We start from the raw sequence: 21146 nt of genomic DNA on the forward strand, positions 1-21146 counted from the left end.
TAGCTTCCCCATCGCTGCCCCACAATTCGAGTCCTAATAATGAATAACAAAACTCTTAAAGGCGCCTTGGCGCTCGCCGTTTCCCTTGCCTCAACCCCGTTGTTCGCCGGTGGTTTCGCGCTCAATGAACAAAGCATCAGTTCAATGGGCACGGGCTACGCCGGTCGTTCCTCCTCCGCCGAAGACGCCAGCACGGTGTTCGGCAACCCCGCCGGCATGTCGCGTCTGAAACAGAATGAAGTCAGCCTCGGCGCGACTTACCTCGATGCCAAATCCAACATCAAGGACGCCAGTTCCTCGCAGTTCGGTGCCAACAACCCAGGCACCAATAAGGGCGACATGGTGCCCGGCATTGCCGTGCCGATGGGGTACCTGGTCACGCCCATTGATGAGCACTGGGCGTTCGGCCTGGGTATCTACGCGCCGTTCGGCCTGGTGACCGACTATGAGCACAGCTTCCAGGGCAATGGCTTTGGCAACAAGAGCAAGGTCCAGGTCATCACCGTGCAGCCGACGGTCAGCTATGCCTTCAACGACAAAGTGTCGGTGGGCTTTGGCCCGACCTTCAATCGCATCAGTGGCGAGCTGGATTCCAATGTGCCGCTGGGTGGCGGAGCCGGCGAAAGCGTGAAGGTCAAAGGCGACGACAACGCCACCGGGTTCAATGCCGGTCTCCTGGTGCAGCCCCTTGAAAGTACGCGCATCGGTGTGACCTATCACTCGCAGGTGGTCTACCACCTCAGCGGCAAGACCCACGCGTCCGGTTTGATCTCCGATGCCTTCGACGGTGGGCCACAAAAGTATGACGCCAGCCTGGATGTGACTACGCCCTCTTCGGTGGATTTCTCGGTAACCCATCAACTCAATGATGACTGGACCTTGTACCTCGGCAGCACCTACACCCGTTGGAGCCAGTTGAAGAAGATCACCATCAACAACGACGGGGTCTCCGACCTCACCGCTCAATTCGGTGGCCTGGGCTCGATCACCGAACAACAGCATTGGCATGACACCTGGTCCCATGCCATTGGTGCGGCCTATCGCGTCAACAAAGAACTCGTACTGCGGACAGGTTTCTCGGTGGACCAGACGCCTACCAACAACACCGACCGCTCCGTTCGAATTCCTACGGGGGACCGCACTGTTTTCAGCTTGGGTGCTGGCTGGACGCCCGTCGATAACCTGACCTTCGATGTGGCGTATTCCTACCTCAAGGAAGAACCGATCAAGGTGCGGCAGAACCTTTCCCAGGTTGGCCTGACTTACGATGCCAAATATGAAAACAGTGCCAACGGGTTCGGTGGCTCGGTGACATACCGTTTTTGATAAAAAAACCGGCGGTAAATACGGGAAGCCCATGTGGGGCTTCCCGTTTTTTTTGCCCGACGCAGGCGCAGGCGAACACCAGATTAGGCTTTTGAAACCATTCGATATTCTGTAGCCTTGCCGAGCTTCACCTTAACCCGTGCTTGATGAACACAATCACTTCGTCCGGCGGCGCCCGAAGGGCTCCAGAGCCGGTGGTACACTCGACTTTCGCGCAACTGCGCCTGCAGGTCTTGCGAACATGACGCAAATTTCCGAACGCCTTCTGGTTCAAGCCCACCTCGACGCCAAGCAGCCCAAGGCCCTCAGCGCCGATGAAGAGGCGAGCCTGCGCACTGCCATCGCCGCCGAGCTCAAGGCTCAGGATGCGGTGCTGGTTGCCCACTTCTACTGTGACCCGGTGATCCAGGCCCTGGCCGAAGAAACCGGTGGCTGTGTCTCTGACTCCCTGGAAATGGCGCGCTTCGGCGCCGCTCACCCGGCCAAGACCGTGTTGGTCGCCGGTGTGCGTTTCATGGGCGAGACCGCCAAGATCCTCACCCCTGAAAAACGTATCCTCATGCCCACCCTGGAAGCAACCTGCTCCCTGGACCTGGGCTGCCCCGTCGATGAGTTCTCGGCGTTCTGCGACCAGCATCCCGAACGCACCGTGGTGGTGTATGCCAACACCTCGGCGGCGGTCAAAGCCCGGGCGGATTGGGTGGTGACGTCAAGCTGCGCGCTGGAAATCGTCGAAAGCCTGATGGACAACGGCGAGACGATCATCTGGGGGCCGGACAAACACCTGGGCACTTACATCCAGCGCCAGACCGGTGCAGATATGCTGCTATGGGACGGCGCCTGCATCGTCCACGAAGAATTCAAATCCAAGCAGTTGGAAGACATGAAAGCGCTGTACCCGGATGCGGCCATCCTGGTGCATCCGGAATCGCCGACATCGGTGATCGAACTGGCGGATGCCGTAGGCTCGACCAGCCAGCTGATTGCCGCGGCCCAACGCCTGCCGAATAAAACCTTTATCGTCGCGACCGACCGCGGCATCTTCTACAAGATGCAGCAACTGTGCCCGGACAAGGTCTTCGTCGAGGCGCCTACCGCCGGCAATGGTGCGGCGTGCCGCAGTTGCGCGCATTGTCCATGGATGGCAATGAACACGCTGGAGCGCACGTTGCAGTGCCTGCGTGAAGGCAGTAACGAGATATTCGTCGAGCCTTCGGTGATCCCGCAGGCTGTGCGTCCGCTCAAGCGCATGTTGGACTTTACCCAGGCCGCGCGCTTGAAGCTGGCGGGTAACGCCTGAGTCGCTACTTTTTCTGTTTGGGGATACGAACCAGCTGGCTGTCGGAATAGATGTCATGCCAGCTGCGTTTGCGTTTATCAAACAGCGACCAGATAAACCCCAGCCCTACGCACAACCACGACGCAATCGACACCACGAAGCGCAGCAACGCCTGCCACAGGCTGATCCGCGAGCCGTCAGCGTTCTGCACGCGTACGCCCCACACCTGCATGCCCAGGGTCTGCCCGGAATGGGTCCAGAACTTGGCAAAGAAGCCGAACAGCACAAACAATAGAATCGTCGACAACAACGGGTCGCCGTCCAGCGCGCCGGATTCGGTGAGGGTGCGCATCCTGGCTTCACCGACAAACGCGATCCAGATCAGCTTGTAGATAAACGCGGTGACGATCAGCAGTGCGGTGCATAGCAGGAAATCATAGAACATCGCTGCCAGGCGACGGCCCAGGCCAACGGCGGGGAATTCGCCTTGCGGGCTCAGCAGGGGTTTCGACATGGCAGGGCTCTCTTATGAAAAAAAGCCATTTTACGAGCAAATGCACATAAAAAAGCCCCTGATGTCACCATCAGGGGCTTTTTGTCGCAGAAGAACTCAGTGGTTTTCTGCTTGTACTTCGTCAGCCTGCATGCCCTTCTGGCCTTGCACAGCAACGAATGTCACTTTCTGGCCTTCTTTCAGGCTCTTGAAGCCGTTGCCCTGAATAGCGCGGAAATGCACGAACAGATCCGGACCGCTTTCTGGAGTGATAAAACCAAACCCTTTCTCGTCGTTAAACCACTTGACGGTACCGCTCTGACGTTCAGCCATTTTCTTATTTCCTTGACGCTAAAAATTAATGACAGCCCCTTTCGCATGAAAGAGTACTGGGCTGGGTTGCAGGAAAGTAAGAGACGTCGAACGGGTTGTAGCGGACTTCTTCAGCTACTGCCCAGGTCCAGGTTCCAAGCGACCCATGCAAACACAGTGGGCAAACTCTACGCCAACTAATAGAGAAAAAACAAGCCCTGCCAAAAGCCCAGGTTTTGCTGGGGCTCATGACACTTGGTTGAACAGTGTGGAACTGACTTATTCGATAGAGTTGGTCACTTGTTATAGGTTGAACCCTCTATAAAAGACTATCGGAAGTGCACTGTTTTATGGCGGTTGCGTTACAGATTAGTGCACGTTAACGCAACCTCGTTACTTATAGAAACAGTCAATCAGCCACGATAGTAACGTTGTGGCACAAATGGCATTTTACTTACACGAAGTGGCACCTTTTTCCCACGCACCAGCGCAGAGACTTCGGTATCCAGTGCAATAAAAGCGCTGTCCAGGTAACCCATGGCGAGCGGGCCGCCGAGGGTCGGGCCGAAACCACCGCTGCACACACTGCCGATCACGGTGCCGTCTGCGTCGACAATTTCCGCGCCTTCACGCACGGGTGTGCGCTCCTGTGGCAGCAGGCCTACACGTTTGCGGCTCACGCCGGTTTGCTGCTGGGTGAAGATCTGGTCGGCGCCAGGGAAGCCACCGGCACGTGCACCGTCGGCACGGCGGGCCTTCGAGATAGCCCACAACAGGCTGGCCTCGATGGGGGTGGTGTCGGTGTTCATGTCGTGGCCGTAGAGGCACAAGCCGGCTTCCAGGCGCAACGAATCGCGGGCACCCAGGCCGATGGCCTGTACTTCGGTCTCGGCCAGCAGGCTGCGCGCCAGGCTTTCGGCATTGGCCGCAGGTACGGAGATTTCGAAGCCGTCTTCACCGGTATAGCCCGAACGGCTGACATAGCAGTCCACGCCCAGCAGGCGCAGGGCGGCGAATTGCATGAAGGTCATCTTGGTGACTTCCGGTGCCAGGCGCGCCAGCACCTTGACCGCGGCCGGGCCCTGCAGCGCCAGCAACGCACGCTCTTCGAAGAGCGGCTCGATGGTGCACTGGTCGCCGATGTGTTGGCGCAGGTGCGCGAGGTCCTGATCCTTGCAGGCGGCATTGACCACCAGGAACAGTTCGTCGTTACCCAGGTTCGCCACCATCAGGTCATCGAGAATGCCGCCTTGCTCATTGGTGAACATCGCGTAGCGCTGCATGCCCACCGGCAGGTCGATGATGTCGACCGGCACCAGGGTTTCCAGGGCCTTGGCAGCGTTGGCGCCGGTGAGGCGGATCTGGCCCATGTGGGACACGTCGAACAAACCGGCTTGATCACGGGTGTGCAGGTGTTCCTTCATCACGCCCAGTGGGTATTGCACCGGCATGTCGTAGCCGGCGAAGGGCACCATGCGTGCGCCCAGTTCGAGGTGCAGGGCGTGCAGAGGGGTTTTCAACAGGGTTTCGGTGGACATATTCAGCTCCTGAAAAACGTGCTGGCGCGCTGTTAGGCGTCAGCACTCGATAATGTTGACCGCCAAACCGCCGCGGGCGGTTTCCTTGTATTTGCTTTTCATGTCGGCGCCGGTCTGGCGCATGGTGCGGATCACTTTATCGAGGGACACAAAGTGCTGCCCATCGCCGCGCAAGGCCATGCGCACTGCGTTGATCGCCTTGACCGAGCCCATGGCGTTACGCTCGATGCAGGGCACCTGCACCAGTCCGCCAATCGGGTCGCAGGTCAGGCCGAGGTTGTGTTCCATGCCGATTTCGGCGGCGTTTTCCACCTGGGACACGCTGCCGCCCAACACTTCGCACAACGCACCGGCGGCCATGGAACAGGCCACGCCGACCTCGCCCTGGCAGCCGACTTCGGCGCCGGAGATCGAGGCGTTTTCCTTGTACAGAATGCCGATGGCGGCCGCCGTGAGCAGGAAGCGCACTACGCCATCCTCATTCGCGCCGGGAATGAAGCGCATGTAGTAATGCAGCACCGCCGGCACAATCCCGGCCGCACCATTGGTGGGCGCCGTGACCACGCGCCCGCCGTTGGCGTTTTCTTCATTGACCGCCAGGGCGTAGAGGTTGACCCAATCGAGCACCGACAACGGATCGCGCAACGCCGACTCCGGGTTCTTGCACAACTGGCGATGCAGGGCCGCCGCGCGACGCTTGACCTTTAATCCACCGGGCAGAATCCCTTCGTTGCGGCAACCGGCGTCCACGCATTCCTGCATCACCTGCCAGATCTTCAGCAGGCCGGCGCGGGTTTCCGCTTCCGGGCGCCAGGCGCTTTCATTGGTCAGCATCACCTGGCTGATGGACAGCCCATAGGTGGTGCAATGGCTCAGCAAGTCCTTGGCGTGCTTGAACGGGAAGGTCAGGGGTGTGGCGTCTTCGACAATCCGGTCGGCACCGGCGGCGTCCTCATCCACCACAAAACCGCCGCCCACCGAGTAGTACTCGCGGCTGCGAATCTGGATGTTGGCGGCGTCGAAGGCACGGAAAATCATGCCGTTGGGATGGTAGGCGAGGGGTTTGCGAATCATCGCCAGGTGTTCTTTCTCGTTGAACGCAATGCGGCGTTCACCGAGCAGATTCAGGTGGCCGTCCTTGCGCATCTGCGCCAGGCGTGTTGCCACGGTTTCGGTATTCACGGTGTCCGGGTGTTCGCCTTCCAGGCCCAGCAACACGGCTTTGTCGCTGCCGTGGCCTTTGCCGGTGGCGCCCAGCGACCCATAGAGTTCCACCTTGACGCAGGTGGTGGCGCCCAGCAGGTGGTCACGCTTGAGACCCTCGACGAATCGAGCGGCCGCACGCATCGGGCCGACGGTGTGGGAGCTGGAGGGGCCAATGCCAATCTTGAACAGGTCGAACACGCTAAGGGACATGGTTGTTCTCCGGTTTCTTATTATTTTCTGAAAGTTGACTCGATCTAGTGTGGGAGGGGGCTTGCCCCCGATGACAGTGTGTCAGTCAGCTTATCTGTGGCTGATGCACCGCAATCGGGGGCAAGCCCCCTCCCACATTTGTACCCAATGCATCCTTTGGTTATGCGTAGCTCTCGATCGACGGGCACGCACACACCAGATTACGGTCACCAAACACGTTGTCGACACGCCCCACCGGCGGCCAGTACTTGCCTTCGATCAACGATGGCACTGGATACACCGCCTGTTCGCGGGTGTAGGGGTGGGTCCACTCACTTACCAGTTCAGCTGCGGTGTGGGGTGCGTTTTTCAGCGGGTTGTCGTCCTTGTCCAGCGTGCCGTTCTCCACTGCGCGGATTTCTTCGCGGATGGCGATCATGGCGTTGCAGAAACGGTCCAGTTCCTCCTTGGATTCGCTTTCGGTCGGCTCGATCATCAAGGTGCCGGCCACTGGGAACGACATGGTCGGCGCATGGAAGCCGAAGTCGATCAGGCGCTTGGCCACGTCATCCACACTGATGCCGCTGCTGTCCTTCAGCGGGCGCAGATCCAGGATGCATTCGTGGGCCACCAGGCCGTTGCTGCCGGTATACAGCACCGGGTAGTGCTCTTCCAGGCGACGGGAAATGTAGTTGGCATTCAGGATCGCCAATTGCGAAGCGCGCTTGAGGCCTGCGCCGCCCATCATGCTGATGTACATCCAGGTGATCGGCAGGATGCTCGCGCTGCCGAACGGCGCGGCGCACACCGCGCCTTCCTTGCGTTCCATGGCCGCGTGGCCGGGCAGGAACGGCGTGAGGTGCGACTTGACGCCAATCGGGCCGACGCCCGGGCCGCCACCGCCGTGGGGGATGCAGAAGGTCTTGTGCAGGTTCAGGTGGGACACGTCGCCGCCGAACTTGCCCGGGGCGCACAGGCCGACCATGGCGTTCATGTTGGCACCGTCGATGTACACCTGGCCGCCGTTGTCGTGAATGATGCCGCAGATTTCGCGGATGCCTTCTTCGAACACGCCGTGGGTGGACGGGTAGGTGATCATCAAGGCCGCAAGGTGCTCGCGGTGCTCGATGGCCTTGGCGCGCAGGTCTTCGATGTCGACGTTGCCACGTGCGTCGCACGCGGTGACGACCACGCGCATGCCGGCCATGTTGGCGGTCGCCGGGTTGGTGCCGTGGGCCGATGACGGGATCAGGCAGATGTCGCGACGTTCCTCGCCACGGCTCTGGTGGTAGGCGCGAATGGCCAGGAGGCCGGCGTACTCACCCTGGGAACCGGCGTTCGGTTGCAGCGAGATCGCGTCGTAGCCGGTGGCCGCGCACAGCATGGCTTCCAGCTCGGCCGTCAATTGCAGGTAGCCGGCGCTTTGTTGGGCCGGGGCGAATGGGTGCAGGGCGCCGAATTCGGCCCAGGTCACCGGGATCATTTCGCTGGCGGCGTTGAGTTTCATGGTGCACGAGCCCAGCGGGATCATGGTGCGGTCCAGCGCCAGGTCCTTGTCGGCCAGTTTGCGCAGGTAGCGCATCAGCTCGGTTTCCGAGTGATAGCGGTTGAACACCGGGTGGCTGAGCACAGGCGACTGGCGCAGCAGGGCGGCAGGCAGGGTGCTGTCGACGCTGGCGTTGAAGGCCGGCAGGGACTTGCCGTCGGCGAAGATCGACCACAGGGCTTCGATATCGGCCTGGGTGGTGGTTTCGTCAACCGAAATACCCAGGCGCTCGGCGTCCACCACGCGCAGGTTGATGTTTTGTGCGCGGGCCTTGTCGTGCAGGGCGGCAGTGTTGGCGCCAGTATTCAGGGTAATGGTATCGAAGAAGTTGGCTTGTTCGACGGTCAGGCCCAGGGCGGTCAAGCCCTTGGCCAGGATCGCCGTCAACTGGTGCACACGCCGGGCGATCTGGGTCAGGCCCTTGGGGCCGTGGTACACGGCGTACATGCTGGCGATGTTGGCCAGCAGTACCTGGGCGGTGCAGATGTTCGACGTGGCTTTCTCGCGACGGATATGTTGCTCACGGGTCTGCATGGCCAGGCGCAGGGCCGGCTTGCCGAAACGGTCGACGGACACGCCGACCAGACGGCCCGGCATGTCGCGCTTGAACGCATCCTTGGTGGAGAAGTACGCCGCGTGCGGGCCACCAAAGCCCAGCGGCACGCCGAAGCGTTGCGCGCTGCCGATGGCCACGTCGGCGCCGAACTCACCCGGTGGGGTCAGCAGGGTCAGGGCCAGCAGGTCGGCGGCCACGGCCACCAGGGCATTGGCGGCGTGGAAGCGCTCGGTCAGTTCGCGGTAGTCGAACACGTCGCCGTTGCTGGCCGGGTATTGCAGCAGGGCGCCGAAGAATGGGCTGACGTCGGTCAGTTCACGCTCATCGCCGACGACCACGTCGATGCCCAGCGGTTCGGCACGGGTGCGCAGCACGTCGAGGGTCTGCGGGTGGCTGTGGATCGAGGCGAAGAAGGCGTTGCTGCTCTTGTTCTTGCTCAGGCGCTTGCAGAAGGTCATGGCTTCGGCGGCGGCGGTGGCTTCGTCGAGCAGGGAGGCATTGGCGATCGGCAGGCCGGTGAGGTCGCTGATCAGGGTCTGGAAGTTCAGCAGCGCTTCCAGGCGGCCTTGGGAGATTTCGGGCTGGTACGGGGTGTAGGCGGTGTACCAGGCCGGGTTTTCCAGGAGGTTGCGCAGGATCGGCGACGGCGTGTGGCAGTTGTAGTAGCCCTGGCCGATGTAGGTCTTGAACAGTTGGTTCTTGCCGGCGATGGCCTTGATCTTGGCCAGGGCCTCGGCTTCGCTGAGGCCGTCTTCCAGGCCGAGCACGCTGGTGCCCTTGATGCTTTCCGGGATCACGCTGGCGCTCAGGGCTTCCAGGGAGTCAAAGCCCAGGCTGGCGAGCATCTGTTGCTCGTCTTCGTGGCGCGGGCCGATATGGCGGGCGATGAATTCTTTGGCGGTGGTGAGATTAACGGTCATGGCGCGCTCCTCAAGCTTCAGCGTTGGCTTTGATCAGGCGATCGTACGCGTCCTGATCCAACAGTTTAGCGACTGCCCCGGCATCGGCCGGTTTAAAGCGGAAGAACCAACCTTCGCCCATCGGGTCTTCGTTGACCAGTTCCGGGCTGCCGTCAAGCTTGTCGTTCACTTCGAGGACTTCCCCGTCCAGCGGCATGTACACGCCGCTGGCGGCCTTGACCGATTCCACGGTGGACGCTTCGGCGCCCTTGTCGTAGGCCTGCAACTCCGGCAGTTGCACGAAAACCACATCACCCAGCGCGTTCTGCGCAAAAGCGGTGATACCCACGGTGACGCTGCCGTCGGCTTCGGCGCGCAGCCATTCGTGATCTTCAGTGAAACGCAACTCGCTCATGGAAACTCCTCAGGGCCAGATTCGTCTGGTGGACGGGATTGGAATAATGAGGAGTTGCTTAGCAATATCGCGGCCAACGTGATTAAACCGTTGTAAATCAATAGCTTGATAAAATCGGTTATGAGGATATGCATGTTGGCTGTATCGATTTCGCTACAGTTGGGCCTGTGAAAAAAAGCCTATGTGGATCAAAGCCTTGCATGGCGCGTAAAAAACAGGGTTGTAGCGATATCGTTACGCTGTAGCGCTTTCAGTACAGCGGATGTCGTTCTCAGACCAAAATCTGTAATGCGGTCAACGTTTGGAATGGTGCCAATGTGGGAGGGGGCAGGCCTCCTCCCACATTTGACCTCTATCGACCCAGCCAGTCAGGGCTTGCCGGTGGGAATGCCGTACTTGCGCAGACGATGGGCAATCGCCGTATGGGAAGTCTGCAAGCGGCTGGCCAGTTGGCGAGTCGAGGGGTAGCTGGTGTAGAGGGTTTCTAGCAGGTTGCGCTCGAAGTCTTCCACCGCCTGTTCCAGGCTGTCGATTTCGCCGTCGCTCTGGCGCGCCACCGAGGTGCCAGCGATGTCGAGGTCGCCGATGTCCACCAGGCTACTTTCGCAGATCGCTGCGGCGCGGAAGATCACGTTCTGCAACTGGCGTACGTTGCCCGGCCAGCGGTTGCCCAGCAGCGCCGGGTAAGTGCCGGGCGCCAGGCGGCAGACCGGGCGCTGGATCTGCGCACAGGCCTGCTGCATGAAATAGCGGGCCAGCAACAGGATGTCCTGGCCGCGTGCGCGCAGGGGCGGTACTTCGACGTTGAGCACGTTGAGGCGGTAGAACAGGTCTTCGCGGAAGGTGCCTTCGCTGACCATCTTCTCCAGGTCGCGGTGGGTGGCGCTGAGGATGCGCACATTGACCTTCACTTCACGGTCGCCACCGACACGCCGGAAGCTGCCGTCATTGAGAAAACGCAGCAGCTTGGCCTGCAAGTACGGCGACATCTCGCCGATCTCATCGAGGAACACCGTGCCCTGGTTGGCCAGTTCCATCAGCCCCGGCTTGCCACCGCGCTGCGCGCCGGTAAAGGCGCCGGGCGCATAGCCGAACAGTTCACTCTCGGCGAGGTTTTCCGGCAGCGCCGCGCAGTTCAAGGCCAGGAACGGCGCACTGTGACGTGCACTGATGGCGTGACAGGCACGCGCCACCAATTCTTTACCGGTGCCGGTCTCACCCTGGATCAACAGCGGCGCATCCAACGCCGCCACGCGCTGCGCGCGCGCCTTTAGGGTGCGGATCACCGGCGACTCGCCAAGCAGCGCGTCAAAGCCCTCCGCATGATCATGGTGCAGCGCCGACAGTTGTTCACCGATGCGGTTGGGTTGGTAGAGGGTGAGCAGGGCGCCCGCGTCAGTGATCGGCGTGGCGTCCAGCAGCAGGGTCTGACCGTTGACGCTGATCTCGCGCAGCGGCAAGCGAAAGCCCTGTTCCAGCAAGGTGTCCAGCAGCGTAGGGTCGTTGAACAGTGCGCTGATGCTTTCGCCGGCCGGTTCGCGGCCATACAGGGCGATCAGCGCCGGGTTCGCGAGCAGGATCTTGCCCGCGCTGTCCAGCGCCAGCACCGGGTCGGTCATGGCGGCCAGCAGGGCGTCGAGTTGCAGGTGACGGCGTTGGCCGGGGAGGATGTCCACCACGGTCACCGCCTGCACGCCGTGCACGCTGAACAGCGCGTCGCGCAGTTCTTCGAGCACATCGGCGCTGAGGGTCGGCGCGTCGATGTAGACGTTGGGCGGCACCATCTCCACCGCATCCAGATTGAGATTGCGCCCACCGAGCAGGGCCAGGACTTCCTGGGTAATGCCGACGCGGTCGATGAAGCTGACGTGGATACGCATGGGGCGCTAACGATTCTGGGGAGCTGGAGGCGGCAAGTATGCCTTGCAGATGTTGGAGATCAAAATGTGGGAGGGGGCAAGCCGCCTCCCACCGTTGAAGCTGAGTGTCCTTTATTCCAGGTGTTCGGGTTTGATCGGGTCCCCGGCCTTCACATCCAATTGATGCCGCACATCCTCGAACATCAGGTCGTACTGCTTGTGCATCGAGCCGTTCAATACCGCGACCTTCGGCATCCCATACTTCTGCGCGATGTTCATCGCATGCCGCGCAAAGTCGAACGCCTGGTCCTTGGGCAGGAAGAACTCTTCCTTGAGGTCCTTGCCCTGCACCGAGCCATGCAGCTTGAACAGCATGCCCTTGCCCTCCTTTGGGTCCTGGCTGACTTCGTAGTCGATGCACAGGTTGTAGCTGTAGTCCTGGGCATTCAGTGCGTGACGTTCAACATGCAAGTGACCGGGTTCAAAGGTGGCCATAGGCGTCTCTCCTCTACTTCACAGATAGGTGATGCCAGGTGTTGCCGTGCTGATGCGGGTGCCGGCGCTGCCCTGGACGATGGCTTCGATGTCCGAGAGTGAACCGATGACGGCGGTTTTGCCAGTCTTGCGGGCGAACTCGCAGGCCGCTTGCACCTTGGGGCCCATGGAACCGGCGGCGAAGCCGAGCTTTTCCATTTCGTCGGGATGGGCCTGGCCGATGGCTTTCTGGGTCGGCTTGCCGTAGTCGATGAAGGCCGCGTTGACGTCGGTGGCGATCACCAGCAAATCGGCGTCCAGTTGCGAGGCCAGCAGCGAGGAACACAGGTCCTTGTCGATCACGGCCTCAATCCCGCGCAGCTTGCCGTCTTCGCCATACATCGTCGGGATGCCGCCGCCGCCGGCGCAGATCACGATAGCGCTTTTTTCCAGCAGCCACTTGATCGGGCGGATTTCAAAAATGTGTTTGGGCCGTGGGCTGGCAACAACGCGACGGTACTTGTCACCATCCGGCGCAATGGCCCAGCCTTTTTCGGCGGCGAGTTTCTCCGCTTCGGCCTTGGAGTACACCGGGCCGATGGGCTTGGTCGGGTTCTTGAAGGCAGGGTCCTTGGCGTCCACTTCCACTTGGGTGAGCAGGGTGGCGAAGGGCACCTCGAAGTCCAGCAGGTTGCCCAGTTCCTGTTCGATGATGTAGCCGATCATGCCTTCGGTCTCGGCGCCGAGCACGTCCAGCGGGTACGGTGACACCTGGGTGTAGGCCGCCGCCTGCAACGACAGCAGGCCGACCTGCGGGCCATTGCCGTGGGCGATCACCAGCTCGTTGCCGGCATGGATCTTGGCGATCTGTTCGGTGGCGATGCGGATATTGGAGCGCTGGTTGTCCGCGGTCATGGGTTCACCACGGCGCAGGAGGGCGTTGCCGCCCAGGGCTACGACGATGCGCATACAGAATGTCCTTCTGAAAGTTCTGATGAAGGAACGCGGTCAATGTGGGAGCTGGCTTGCCTGCGATAGCATCACTGCAGCCTTCTTGAAAGACTGAGGTGCCTGCATCGCGGGCAAGCCCGGCTCCCACGTTTGTCCTCATTGCCAACTAGAGGTTTAGATATCTGCGAGAGCCGACACCAGAATCGCCTTGATGGTATGCATGCGGTTTTCCGCCTGCTCGAACGCGATGTTGGCCGGCGACTCGAACACCTCTTCAGTCACCTCCACGCCATTGGCCAGGTTCGGGTACCGCGCGGCGATGTCCTTGCCCACCTTGGTTTCGCTGTTGTGAAACGCAGGCAGGCAGTGCATGAATTTCACCCGTGGGTTGCCCGAGGCTTTCATCATCTTGGCGTTGACCTGGTACGGCAGCAGTTGCTCGATGCGCTCGTCCCACGCTTCCACCGGCTCGCCCATGGAGACCCAGATATCGGTGTGGATGAAGTCCACGCCTTTCACTGCTTCCTTCGGGTCTTCGGTGATGGTGATGCGTGCGCCGCTTTCTTCGGCAAACGCCTGGCATTGCTTGATGAAGTCCGCGTGCGGCCACAGCGCTTTCGGTGCGCCGATGCGCACGTCCATGCCCAGCTTGGCGCCGATCATCAACAGCGAATTGCCCATGTTGTAGCGCGCGTCACCGAGGTAGGCGTAGCTGATGTCATGCAGCGGCTTGTCGCTGTGTTCGCGCATGGTCAGGGTGTCGGCGATCATTTGGGTCGGGTGGAATTCGGCAGTGAGGCCGTTGAACACCGGCACGCCGGCGAACTTGGCCAGCTCTTCGACGATTTCCTGCTCGAAGCCACGGTACTCGATCGCATCAAACATGCGGCCGAGTACGCGGGCGGTGTCTTTCATGCTTTCCTTGTGGCCGATCTGCGACGACACTGGGTCGATGTAGGTGACGTGGGCGCCCTGGTCATGGGCCGCGACTTCGAACGCGCAGCGGGTGCGGGTCGAAGTTTTTTCGAAGATCAGCGCGATGTTCTTGCCCTGCAGGTGCGGACGCTCGGTGCCGGTGTATTTGGCGCGCTTGAGGTCGCGTGAAAGGTCCAGCAGGTAGTGCAGTTCGCGGGTGGTGTGGTGCATCAGCGACAGCAGGCTGCGGTTGCGCATATTGAAAGCCATGATGGAATCTCCTTAATAGTCGATAGGGTCGCGGATGATCGGGCAGGTCATGCAGTGGCCGCCGCCACGCCCGCGGCCGAGTTCACCGGCGCTGATGGTGATGACTTCCACGCCGGCCTTGCGCAGCAGGGTGTTGGTGTAGGTATTGCGGTCGTAACCGATCACCACGCCAGGCTCCACGGCCACCACGTTGTTACCGTCATCCCACTGTTCGCGCTCGGCGGCGAAGCTGTTGCCGCCGGTCTCGACCACGCGCAGTGCCTTGAGGTTGAGGGCTGCGGCCACGGTTTCGAGGAAGTTGGTTTTCTCGCGTTGGATGTCGATGCCGTGCGGCTTGCTCTCATCCGGGCGCAGGGTGAACGGCACGATCTGGTTGACCACTTCGGGGAAGACGGTCACCAGGTCGCGGTCGCAGAAGCTGAACACGGTGTCCAGGTGCATCGCCGCGCGGGATTTCGGCAGGCCGGCGACGATCACGCGCTCCACCGCCTTGTTCTTGAACAGGTTGCGCGCCAGTTGGCCGATGGCCTGGTGGGATGAGCGCTCGCCCATGCCAATCAGTACCACGCCGTTGCCGATCGGCATCACGTCGCCGCCTTCCAGGGTGGAGGCGCCGTGCTCCTGGTCGGGGTCGCCGTACCAGATCTGGAAGTCCGCGTTGGTGAACTCGGGGTGGAATTTATAGATGGCCGAGGCCAGCAGGGTTTCCTGGCGTCGCGCCGGCCAGTACATCGGGTTCAGCGTCACGCCGCCGTAGATCCAGCAGGTGGTGTCGCGGGTGAACTGGGTGTTGGGCAGCGGCGGCAGGATGAAGCTCGAATGCCCGAGGAAGTCGCGGAACATCTCGATGGTCTTGCCGCCGAAGCTGCTCGGCAGGTCGTCGGCCGACACGCCGCCAATCAGGTACTCGCTGATTTTGCGCGGCTCCAGGCTGCGCAGCCAGGAGCCGACTTCATCGACCAGGCCGAGGCCAACCGTGTTGGCGGTGATCTTGCGCTCCAGGATCCAGTCCAATGCTTCGGGGATGGCGACGATGTCGGTGAGCAGGTTGTGCATTTCCAGCACATCAATATCCCGCTCGCGCATCTTGGTGACGAAGTCGAAGTGGTCGCGCTTGGCCTGGGCCACCCACAGCACGTCATCGAACAGCAGTTCATCGCAGTTGTTGGGGGTCAGCCGCTGGTGGGCCAAACCTGGGGAGCACACCATGACTTTGCGCAGTTTGCCGGCTTCGGAATGTACGCCGTACTTCACTTTTTCCGTGGTCATTACAGATCCTCCAGTCAGAATTACAGAGTCAGGAAGCCGTCGTAGAGGCCATAGGCAGCCACCAGGGCGCCAATGACTACCGCGGCGAAAATCAGCTTCTCGACGTTGGTGAAAATCGGTTTGCCCAGTTCATGCTTGGCCTTGGCGAACAGGATCACGCCGGGGGCATACAGCAGGGCGGAAAGCAGCAGGTATTTGACGCCGCCGGCGTAAAGCAGCCAGACCGCATAGACCAGCGCGATAGCGCCGATGAACAGGTCTTTCTTGCGCTCGGCAATGGCGTTTTCGTAAGTCTCGCCGCGTACCGCCAGCAGCAACGCGTAGGCCGCCGACCACAGGTAGGGCACCAGGATCATCGAGGTGGCGAGGTAGATCAGCGACAGGTAGGTGCTGGCGGAAAACAGCGTGATCACCAGGAATATCTGCACCATGGCGTTGGTCAGCCACAGGGCGTTGGCCGGTACGTGGTTGGCGTTCTCCTTGCGCAGGAACTCCGGCATGGTGTGGTCCTTGGCGGCGGCGAACATGATCTCCGCACACAGCAGCACCCACGACAGCAGTGCCCCCAGCAGCGAGATGATCAAACCGACGCTGATCAGCACCGCGCCCCAGTGGCCTACCACATGCTCCAGCACGGCGGCCATCGACGGGTTCTGCAGCTTGGCCAGTTCCGGTTGGGTCATGATCCCCAGGGACAGCACGTTCACCAGCATCAGGAACAGCAGCACGGTGATAAAGCCGATCACGGTGGCTTTGCCCACGTCGGAGCGTTTTTCCGCACGGGACGAGAAGATGCTCGCGCCTTCGATGCCGATGAACACCCACACGGTGACCAGCATCATGTTGCGCACCTGGTTCATCACACTGCCCAGGTCGGGGTTTTTCACGCCCCAGATGTCGGCGGTGAAGATGTCCAGCTTGAATGCGAACAGCGCGATCAGCACGAACAGCACCAGCGGCACGACCTTGGCGACGGTGGTCACCAGGTTGATGAACGCCGCTTCCTTGATCCCGCGCAGCACCAGGAAATGCACGGCCCACAGCAGCACCGAGGCACCGATCACCGCAGCCGGCGTGTTGCCTTCGCCGAAAATGGGGAAGAAGTAACCCAGGGTGCTGAACAGCAACACGAAGTAACCCACGTTGCCCAGCCACGCACTGATCCAGTAACCCCAGGCGGACGAGAAACCCATGTAATCGCCGAAACCCGCCTTGGCGTAGGCGTACACGCCACCGTCGAGGTCGGGCTTGCGGTTGGCGAGGGTCTGGAACACAAAAGCGAGGGTCAACATGCCGATGGCGGTAATTACCCAACCAATCAATACCGCGCCGACATCGGCACTGGCGGCCATGTTTTGCGGCAGTGAAAAGATCCCGCCGCCAATCATCGAGCCCACGACAAGTGCAACCAGTGCGCCGAGTCGTAGTTTTCCGGGAGATTCAGACATCGCATAACTCCAATGCAGGAGAAGAGAGACCACAGAATAAATCCGTGCGCTAATCAAACAGCTGACTCAGATCACTTCATTGGCACATTCCATTGTGAATTAATGACTTAGGGTAGAAGTTCGTGGGCGATGCAAATCCTCGGGAAAGCTTGGCGCAGAGCCATCTATCCCTTTTTGATTAATCATTTGGCCAAGTCTATGGACGTTTGAAGCTAGTCCGTATTCCTGAATGTGCAAACTTTTTGAACGATGTTTTACGAAGTCTCAGACCCAGGCGTATTTAAATTCTAAATACGCCTGAACGGGACGACCTGACATGCCATTGTGTTATGAGCTCGTCTGTTTTATCGCCTTCACTAATAACCGCTACACTCGCTGAGTTAATTAGCCGAGTGCACGGTTGTCAGCTCAAGTTGCAGTTCATTCAGGAGTGTTCATGTCTCAACCGGCCCAGAAACTGCGTCTTGGTGCCCTGATTGCCTTGGTGGTGGGGTCGATGATCGGTGGCGGGATTTTTTCCTTGCCGCAAAACATGGCCGCACGCGCCGAGGTGGGGGCCGTGTTGATCGGCTGGGCGATCACCGCAGTCGGCATGCTGACCCTGGCCTTCGTGTTCCAGACCCTGGCCAATCGCAAGCCCGAACTGGATTCGGGCGTGTATGCCTACGCCAAGGCCGGGTTTGGTGACTACATGGGGTTCTCGTCGGCCTGGGGCTACTGGATCAGCGCGTGGATGGGCAACGTCGGTTACTTCGTGTTGCTATTCAGTACCCTCGGCTACTTTTTCCCGGTGTTCGGCCAGGGCAACACGCCGGTGGCCATCGGCTGCGCATCATTGTTGCTGTGGGCCGTGCATTTCCTGGTGCTGCGCGGGATCAAGGAGGCAGCGTTCATCAACCAGATCACCACGGTGGCGAAGATCGTGCCGTTGCTGATGTTTATCGTGATCGCCGCCGTAGCCTTCAAGGCGGATATCTTCACTCGCGATATCTGGGGCCTGGGCAACCCGAATATGGGCAACGTGGTGGACCAGGTGCGCAACATGATGCTGGTCACCGTGTTTGTGTTTATCGGCATTGAGGGCGCCAGTGTGTACTCGGCGCGGGCCGAGAAACGCTCGGACGTGGGCCGCGCCACGGTGATCGGTTTTCTGGGCGTGCTGGCCCTGCTGGTGCTGGTGAATGTGTTGTCCCTGGGCATCATGAGCCAGCCGGAACTCGCGCAATTGCAAAACCCGTCCCTGGCCGGTGTGCTGGAGCATATTGTCGGCCCCTGGGGGGCGATGGCGATCAGCATCGGCCTGGCGGTGTCACTGCTCGGCGCCTTGTTGTCCTGGGCGCTGCTCTGTGCGGAAATCCTCTACGCCACGGCCCATGACAAGACCATGCCGGCGTTCCTGAAAAAGGAAAACGCCAACCAGGTGCCGGTCAACGCGCTGTGGCTGACCAATGTGATGATCCAGGTGTTCCTGGTGATCACGCTGTTTTCCCACAGCACCTACACCACCCTGATTTACCTGGCCTCGTCGATGATCCTGGTGCCCTACCTGTGGTCGGCGGCGTATGCCGTGTTATTGAGCGGGCGCGGCGAAACCTACGAAGATGCCCACGGCCAGCGCATGAAGGACTTGCTGGTGGGCCTGATTGCACTCGGCTACGCCGTGTGGCTGCTCTACGCCGGGGGCTTGAAGTACCTGCTGCTGTCGGCGCTGTTGTATGCGCCGGGGGTGATCCTGTTTGCCCTCGCCAAGCGTGAGCAGCGCCAGCCCTTGTTTACCCACATGGAAAAAGGCATTTTCAGCTGTGTGATCACCGGCGCAGGGCTGGCGGCGTATGGGCTGTACAGTGGGGTATTGTCGTTGTGAGGCTGACGTATCAGCCGCCTTATGATTGGGCGGCGATGGTAGGTTTTCTGGCGGCGCGGGCGATTACGGGTATGGAGACCGTCGAGGCCGGCGTTTACCGGCGCAGCATCAGCGTGGGTGGCCGGCATGGCTGGCTCAGCGTCGCGCCGGGCGCGGGTGACTGGCTGGACGTCGCGGTGGATTTTCCGGAGGCGGCGGCGCTGCCCGAGATCGATCGGCGCTTGCGCAACATGTTTGATCTGGACGCCCAACCTCAACGGATCAGCGCTCAACTGGCGACTGATCCCTTGATGGCTCAGCTGGTTGCGGCCCGTCCCGGCCTGCGTGTGCCGGGCACCTGGGACGGCCTGGAGTTGGCGATTCGTGCAGTGCTGGGCCAGCAGATTACGGTGGCGGCGGCGATTCGCCTGGCGGGCAAGTTGGTGGCGCAGTATGGCCAACTGCTTGAGACGCCGTACGCCGGTATCACCCATGTGTTCCCCGCGCCCGAGGTGCTGGCGGCGGCGGACCTGGCCACCTTGGGCATGCCGAAGGCGCGTGGGCGGACCTTGTCCGGTGTCGCGCAGGCGCTCCTGGATGACCCTGAGGTGTTCCAACCCAAGGCCAGCCTCAAGGAAGGTGTGGCGCGCTTGGTGGCGTTGCCGGGGATTGGCGACTGGACCGCGCAGTACATCGCCATGCGCCAGATGCGTGAGGCGGATGCATTTGCGTCGGGGGATATCGGATTGATCAATGCGCTGGCGGCGCTGGAAGGTGGGCCGGTGTCGGCGCGGCAGCTGCTGGCGCGGGCCGAGGCGTGGCGGCCGTTGCGGGCGTATGCAGCGCAGCATCTCTGGACGTCGTTGCAGCGCTCAGATTGATGGTGCCTGTACTGGCCTCATCGCAGGCAAGCCAGCTCCCACACTTGACCGAGTACATCCTTTGGAATGTGGTCAAAATGTGGGAGGGGGCTTGCCCCCGATGGCGATAGTCGAGTCACCACTGCGCTTGGTGTGAACCCAGTTCCCCAGCCGGCAGATCCCATTGCAACGGCGTGCCGCTGATAGTCACCGGCGGCAACAATCGATGCGCCTGGCCCCAGGCCGTCTGTTCCACTACCAGGCCTTGATCGCTCGGTTGCTCGGCCCGCAACGCCGGCTGCTCCGGCACTTGTCCGGCGTCCACCAACAACTTCGCCGTACGCGCCAGCGACAACAGCGCCGACCCACCACGGCCGGATTTCAATCGCTCACTGAGTGCCTGAATCGCACTGGCCGCCATCAAATACCCGGTGGCGTGATCCAGCGCCTGCAATGGCAGCGGCACCGGTTTGTCCGCTTGTTTCCAGGCCATGCCCGCGGCGGCAATCCCGCTGCTCATCTGCACCAGGCTGTCGAAACCCCGGCGATTGCGCCACGGGCCGCTCCAGCCGTAGGCGTTGAGGCTCACGTCGATCAGGCCGGGGGCGAGGGTTTGCAGTTCACTGGCGCTGTAGCCCAGTTGTTCCAGGGCGTCGGCACGGTAACCGTGGAACACAATGTCGGCGTCCTTGAGCAGGCGCTCGAAAACCTCGCGGTCTTGGGCGCTTTTCAAGTCCAGGCGGGCGCAGCGTTTGCCCAGGGTCATTTCCGGCACCACGCCGGGTTCGTTCCAGGTCGGCGAGTCGATACGCAATACATCCGCACCCAACCCTGCGAGGAAGCGGCTGGCCACCGGGCCGGCCAGCACGCGGGTCAGGTCCAGCACCTTGAGGCCCGCCAGCGGCCGCGCCACCGAGCCGAGCCAAGGCTTTTTGACGGAGGTTGCAAAGGTCTGGCGCTGCACCAGGGCCTCGGCATTGACGGCCAGGCCCTGAGGGTGGGTTTGCCAGGCTTGCCAGGTACGCATCTGCGCGGCGCAACCGCCTTCATCGACAATCGCCTGTTCCAGTTCGGCGGTATTCCAAGTGGCAACTTTGTTGGCCATCGCGATGCGATCAGCCACCTTGCCCAGTACCCGTTCGGCGGCGGCGCGGTGGTGGGGTGCGTTGGTGTGCAGGCGAATCCAGCCATCGGTGCTGGCGTAGTCACCGGCCACCGGGTCCCACAGCGGCGGCGTCTCCCAGCCTACCGGACGAATCGAAGACGAGAACCAGAAGGACGCGAGTCGCCGGTCTACGCTGACGCCGGGAAGGCGCCCGGTCTGTTGCTGGATCAGCTGGGCCACGGCCTGGCCGGCCGCACCGATACTGGCAACGGCCAGGTCGGTGACGGCAAAGGCCGAGGGCAGGGCGCCGGCTTCGGTGCTGGTCAGCGGCGCGCGCGGTAGATCGAGTGCGGCTTGGATGGGAGTCAGCAGGTTTGTCATCAAAGGCCCTCC

17 protein-coding genes are annotated in these 21146 nt (G+C 61.3%); 4 read left to right on the forward strand and 13 right to left on the reverse strand.

Annotated features, from left to right (window positions below):
- Positions 1 to 39 precede the first annotated feature (39 nt).
- Positions 40 to 1326, forward strand: a complete 1287-nt coding sequence (locus BMX59_RS20680) for an OmpP1/FadL family transporter (RefSeq protein ID WP_092246886.1) — start codon at positions 40 to 42, stop codon at positions 1324 to 1326.
- 241 nt (positions 1327 to 1567) lie between these two features.
- The gene (nadA, locus tag BMX59_RS20685; RefSeq protein ID WP_060754176.1) at positions 1568 to 2626 is read left to right on the forward strand and encodes a quinolinate synthase NadA; all 1059 of its coding nucleotides are present in this window, start codon (positions 1568 to 1570) and stop codon (positions 2624 to 2626) included.
- 4 nt (positions 2627 to 2630) lie between these two features.
- Here nadA and BMX59_RS20690 read toward each other — a convergent pair whose 3' ends face one another.
- The 12 genes from BMX59_RS20690 to arcD (BMX59_RS20745) form a co-directional block, all read right to left on the reverse strand.
- Positions 2631 to 3119: an RDD family protein gene (locus BMX59_RS20690; RefSeq protein ID WP_071489399.1), complete on the reverse strand. Its 489-nt coding sequence runs from the start codon at positions 3117 to 3119 to the stop codon at positions 2631 to 2633.
- A gap of 96 nt (positions 3120 to 3215) precedes the next feature.
- A complete protein-coding gene (locus BMX59_RS20695) occupies positions 3216 to 3431 on the reverse strand; it encodes a cold-shock protein (RefSeq protein ID WP_071496541.1) in 216 nt (71 codons plus the stop codon).
- A gap of 392 nt (positions 3432 to 3823) precedes the next feature.
- Positions 3824 to 4948: a glycine cleavage system aminomethyltransferase GcvT gene (gene gcvT / locus BMX59_RS20700; RefSeq protein ID WP_093125244.1), complete on the reverse strand. Its 1125-nt coding sequence runs from the start codon at positions 4946 to 4948 to the stop codon at positions 3824 to 3826.
- A 39-nt stretch (positions 4949 to 4987) separates the two neighbouring features.
- Positions 4988 to 6364: an L-serine ammonia-lyase gene (locus BMX59_RS20705; protein WP_093125248.1), complete on the reverse strand. Its 1377-nt coding sequence runs from the start codon at positions 6362 to 6364 to the stop codon at positions 4988 to 4990.
- A 160-nt stretch (positions 6365 to 6524) separates the two neighbouring features.
- Positions 6525 to 9365 (reverse strand): aminomethyl-transferring glycine dehydrogenase, encoded by a 2841-nt coding sequence (gene gcvP, locus BMX59_RS20710; RefSeq protein ID WP_093125251.1) that lies wholly within the window; start codon positions 9363 to 9365, stop codon positions 6525 to 6527.
- A gap of 10 nt (positions 9366 to 9375) precedes the next feature.
- Entirely contained in the window at positions 9376 to 9759 is a 384-nt protein-coding gene (gene gcvH / locus BMX59_RS20715; protein ID WP_010208126.1) for a glycine cleavage system protein GcvH, read from the reverse strand.
- Positions 9760 to 10127: 368 nt separating this feature from the next.
- Positions 10128 to 11639 (reverse strand): sigma-54-dependent transcriptional regulator, encoded by a 1512-nt coding sequence (locus BMX59_RS20720; protein ID WP_093125254.1) that lies wholly within the window; start codon positions 11637 to 11639, stop codon positions 10128 to 10130.
- Positions 11640 to 11750: 111 nt separating this feature from the next.
- Positions 11751 to 12113 carry a DUF5064 family protein gene (locus tag BMX59_RS20725; protein WP_058423256.1) on the reverse strand — a complete coding sequence of 121 codons (363 nt, stop codon included), beginning with the start codon at positions 12111 to 12113 and terminating at the stop codon, positions 11751 to 11753.
- A gap of 18 nt (positions 12114 to 12131) precedes the next feature.
- On the reverse strand, positions 12132 to 13061 hold the full coding sequence (gene arcC / locus BMX59_RS20730) for a carbamate kinase (RefSeq protein ID WP_093125257.1): 930 nt from the start codon (positions 13059 to 13061) through the stop codon (positions 12132 to 12134).
- Between the two features lie 156 nt (positions 13062 to 13217).
- On the reverse strand, positions 13218 to 14228 hold the full coding sequence (locus BMX59_RS20735; RefSeq protein WP_058423254.1) for an ornithine carbamoyltransferase: 1011 nt from the start codon (positions 14226 to 14228) through the stop codon (positions 13218 to 13220).
- Between the two features lie 12 nt (positions 14229 to 14240).
- Entirely contained in the window at positions 14241 to 15497 is a 1257-nt protein-coding gene (arcA, locus tag BMX59_RS20740) for an arginine deiminase (protein WP_071489406.1), read from the reverse strand.
- A 20-nt stretch (positions 15498 to 15517) separates the two neighbouring features.
- Entirely contained in the window at positions 15518 to 16945 is a 1428-nt protein-coding gene (gene arcD, locus BMX59_RS20745) for an arginine-ornithine antiporter (RefSeq protein WP_071489407.1), read from the reverse strand.
- A 436-nt stretch (positions 16946 to 17381) separates the two neighbouring features.
- On the opposite strand from arcD (BMX59_RS20745), the gene arcD (BMX59_RS20750) reads away from it, so the two are divergent.
- Together arcD (BMX59_RS20750) and BMX59_RS20755 are read left to right on the forward strand one after the other, a co-directional pair.
- On the forward strand, positions 17382 to 18809 hold the full coding sequence (arcD, locus tag BMX59_RS20750; RefSeq protein ID WP_093125261.1) for an arginine-ornithine antiporter: 1428 nt from the start codon (positions 17382 to 17384) through the stop codon (positions 18807 to 18809).
- On the forward strand, positions 18806 to 19669 hold the full coding sequence (locus BMX59_RS20755) for a DNA-3-methyladenine glycosylase family protein (protein WP_093125266.1): 864 nt from the start codon (positions 18806 to 18808) through the stop codon (positions 19667 to 19669). The genes arcD (BMX59_RS20750) and BMX59_RS20755 overlap by 4 nt, the downstream gene beginning before the upstream one ends.
- Positions 19670 to 19784: 115 nt before the next feature.
- Here BMX59_RS20755 and BMX59_RS20760 read toward each other — a convergent pair whose 3' ends face one another.
- Positions 19785 to 21134: a CoA transferase gene (locus BMX59_RS20760; RefSeq protein WP_093125270.1), complete on the reverse strand. Its 1350-nt coding sequence runs from the start codon at positions 21132 to 21134 to the stop codon at positions 19785 to 19787.
- Between the last annotated feature and the right edge of the window lie 12 nt (positions 21135 to 21146).

The organism is Pseudomonas sp. NFR09 (assembly GCF_900111535.1).
GTDB lineage: Bacteria > Pseudomonadota > Gammaproteobacteria > Pseudomonadales > Pseudomonadaceae > Aquipseudomonas > Aquipseudomonas extremorientalis.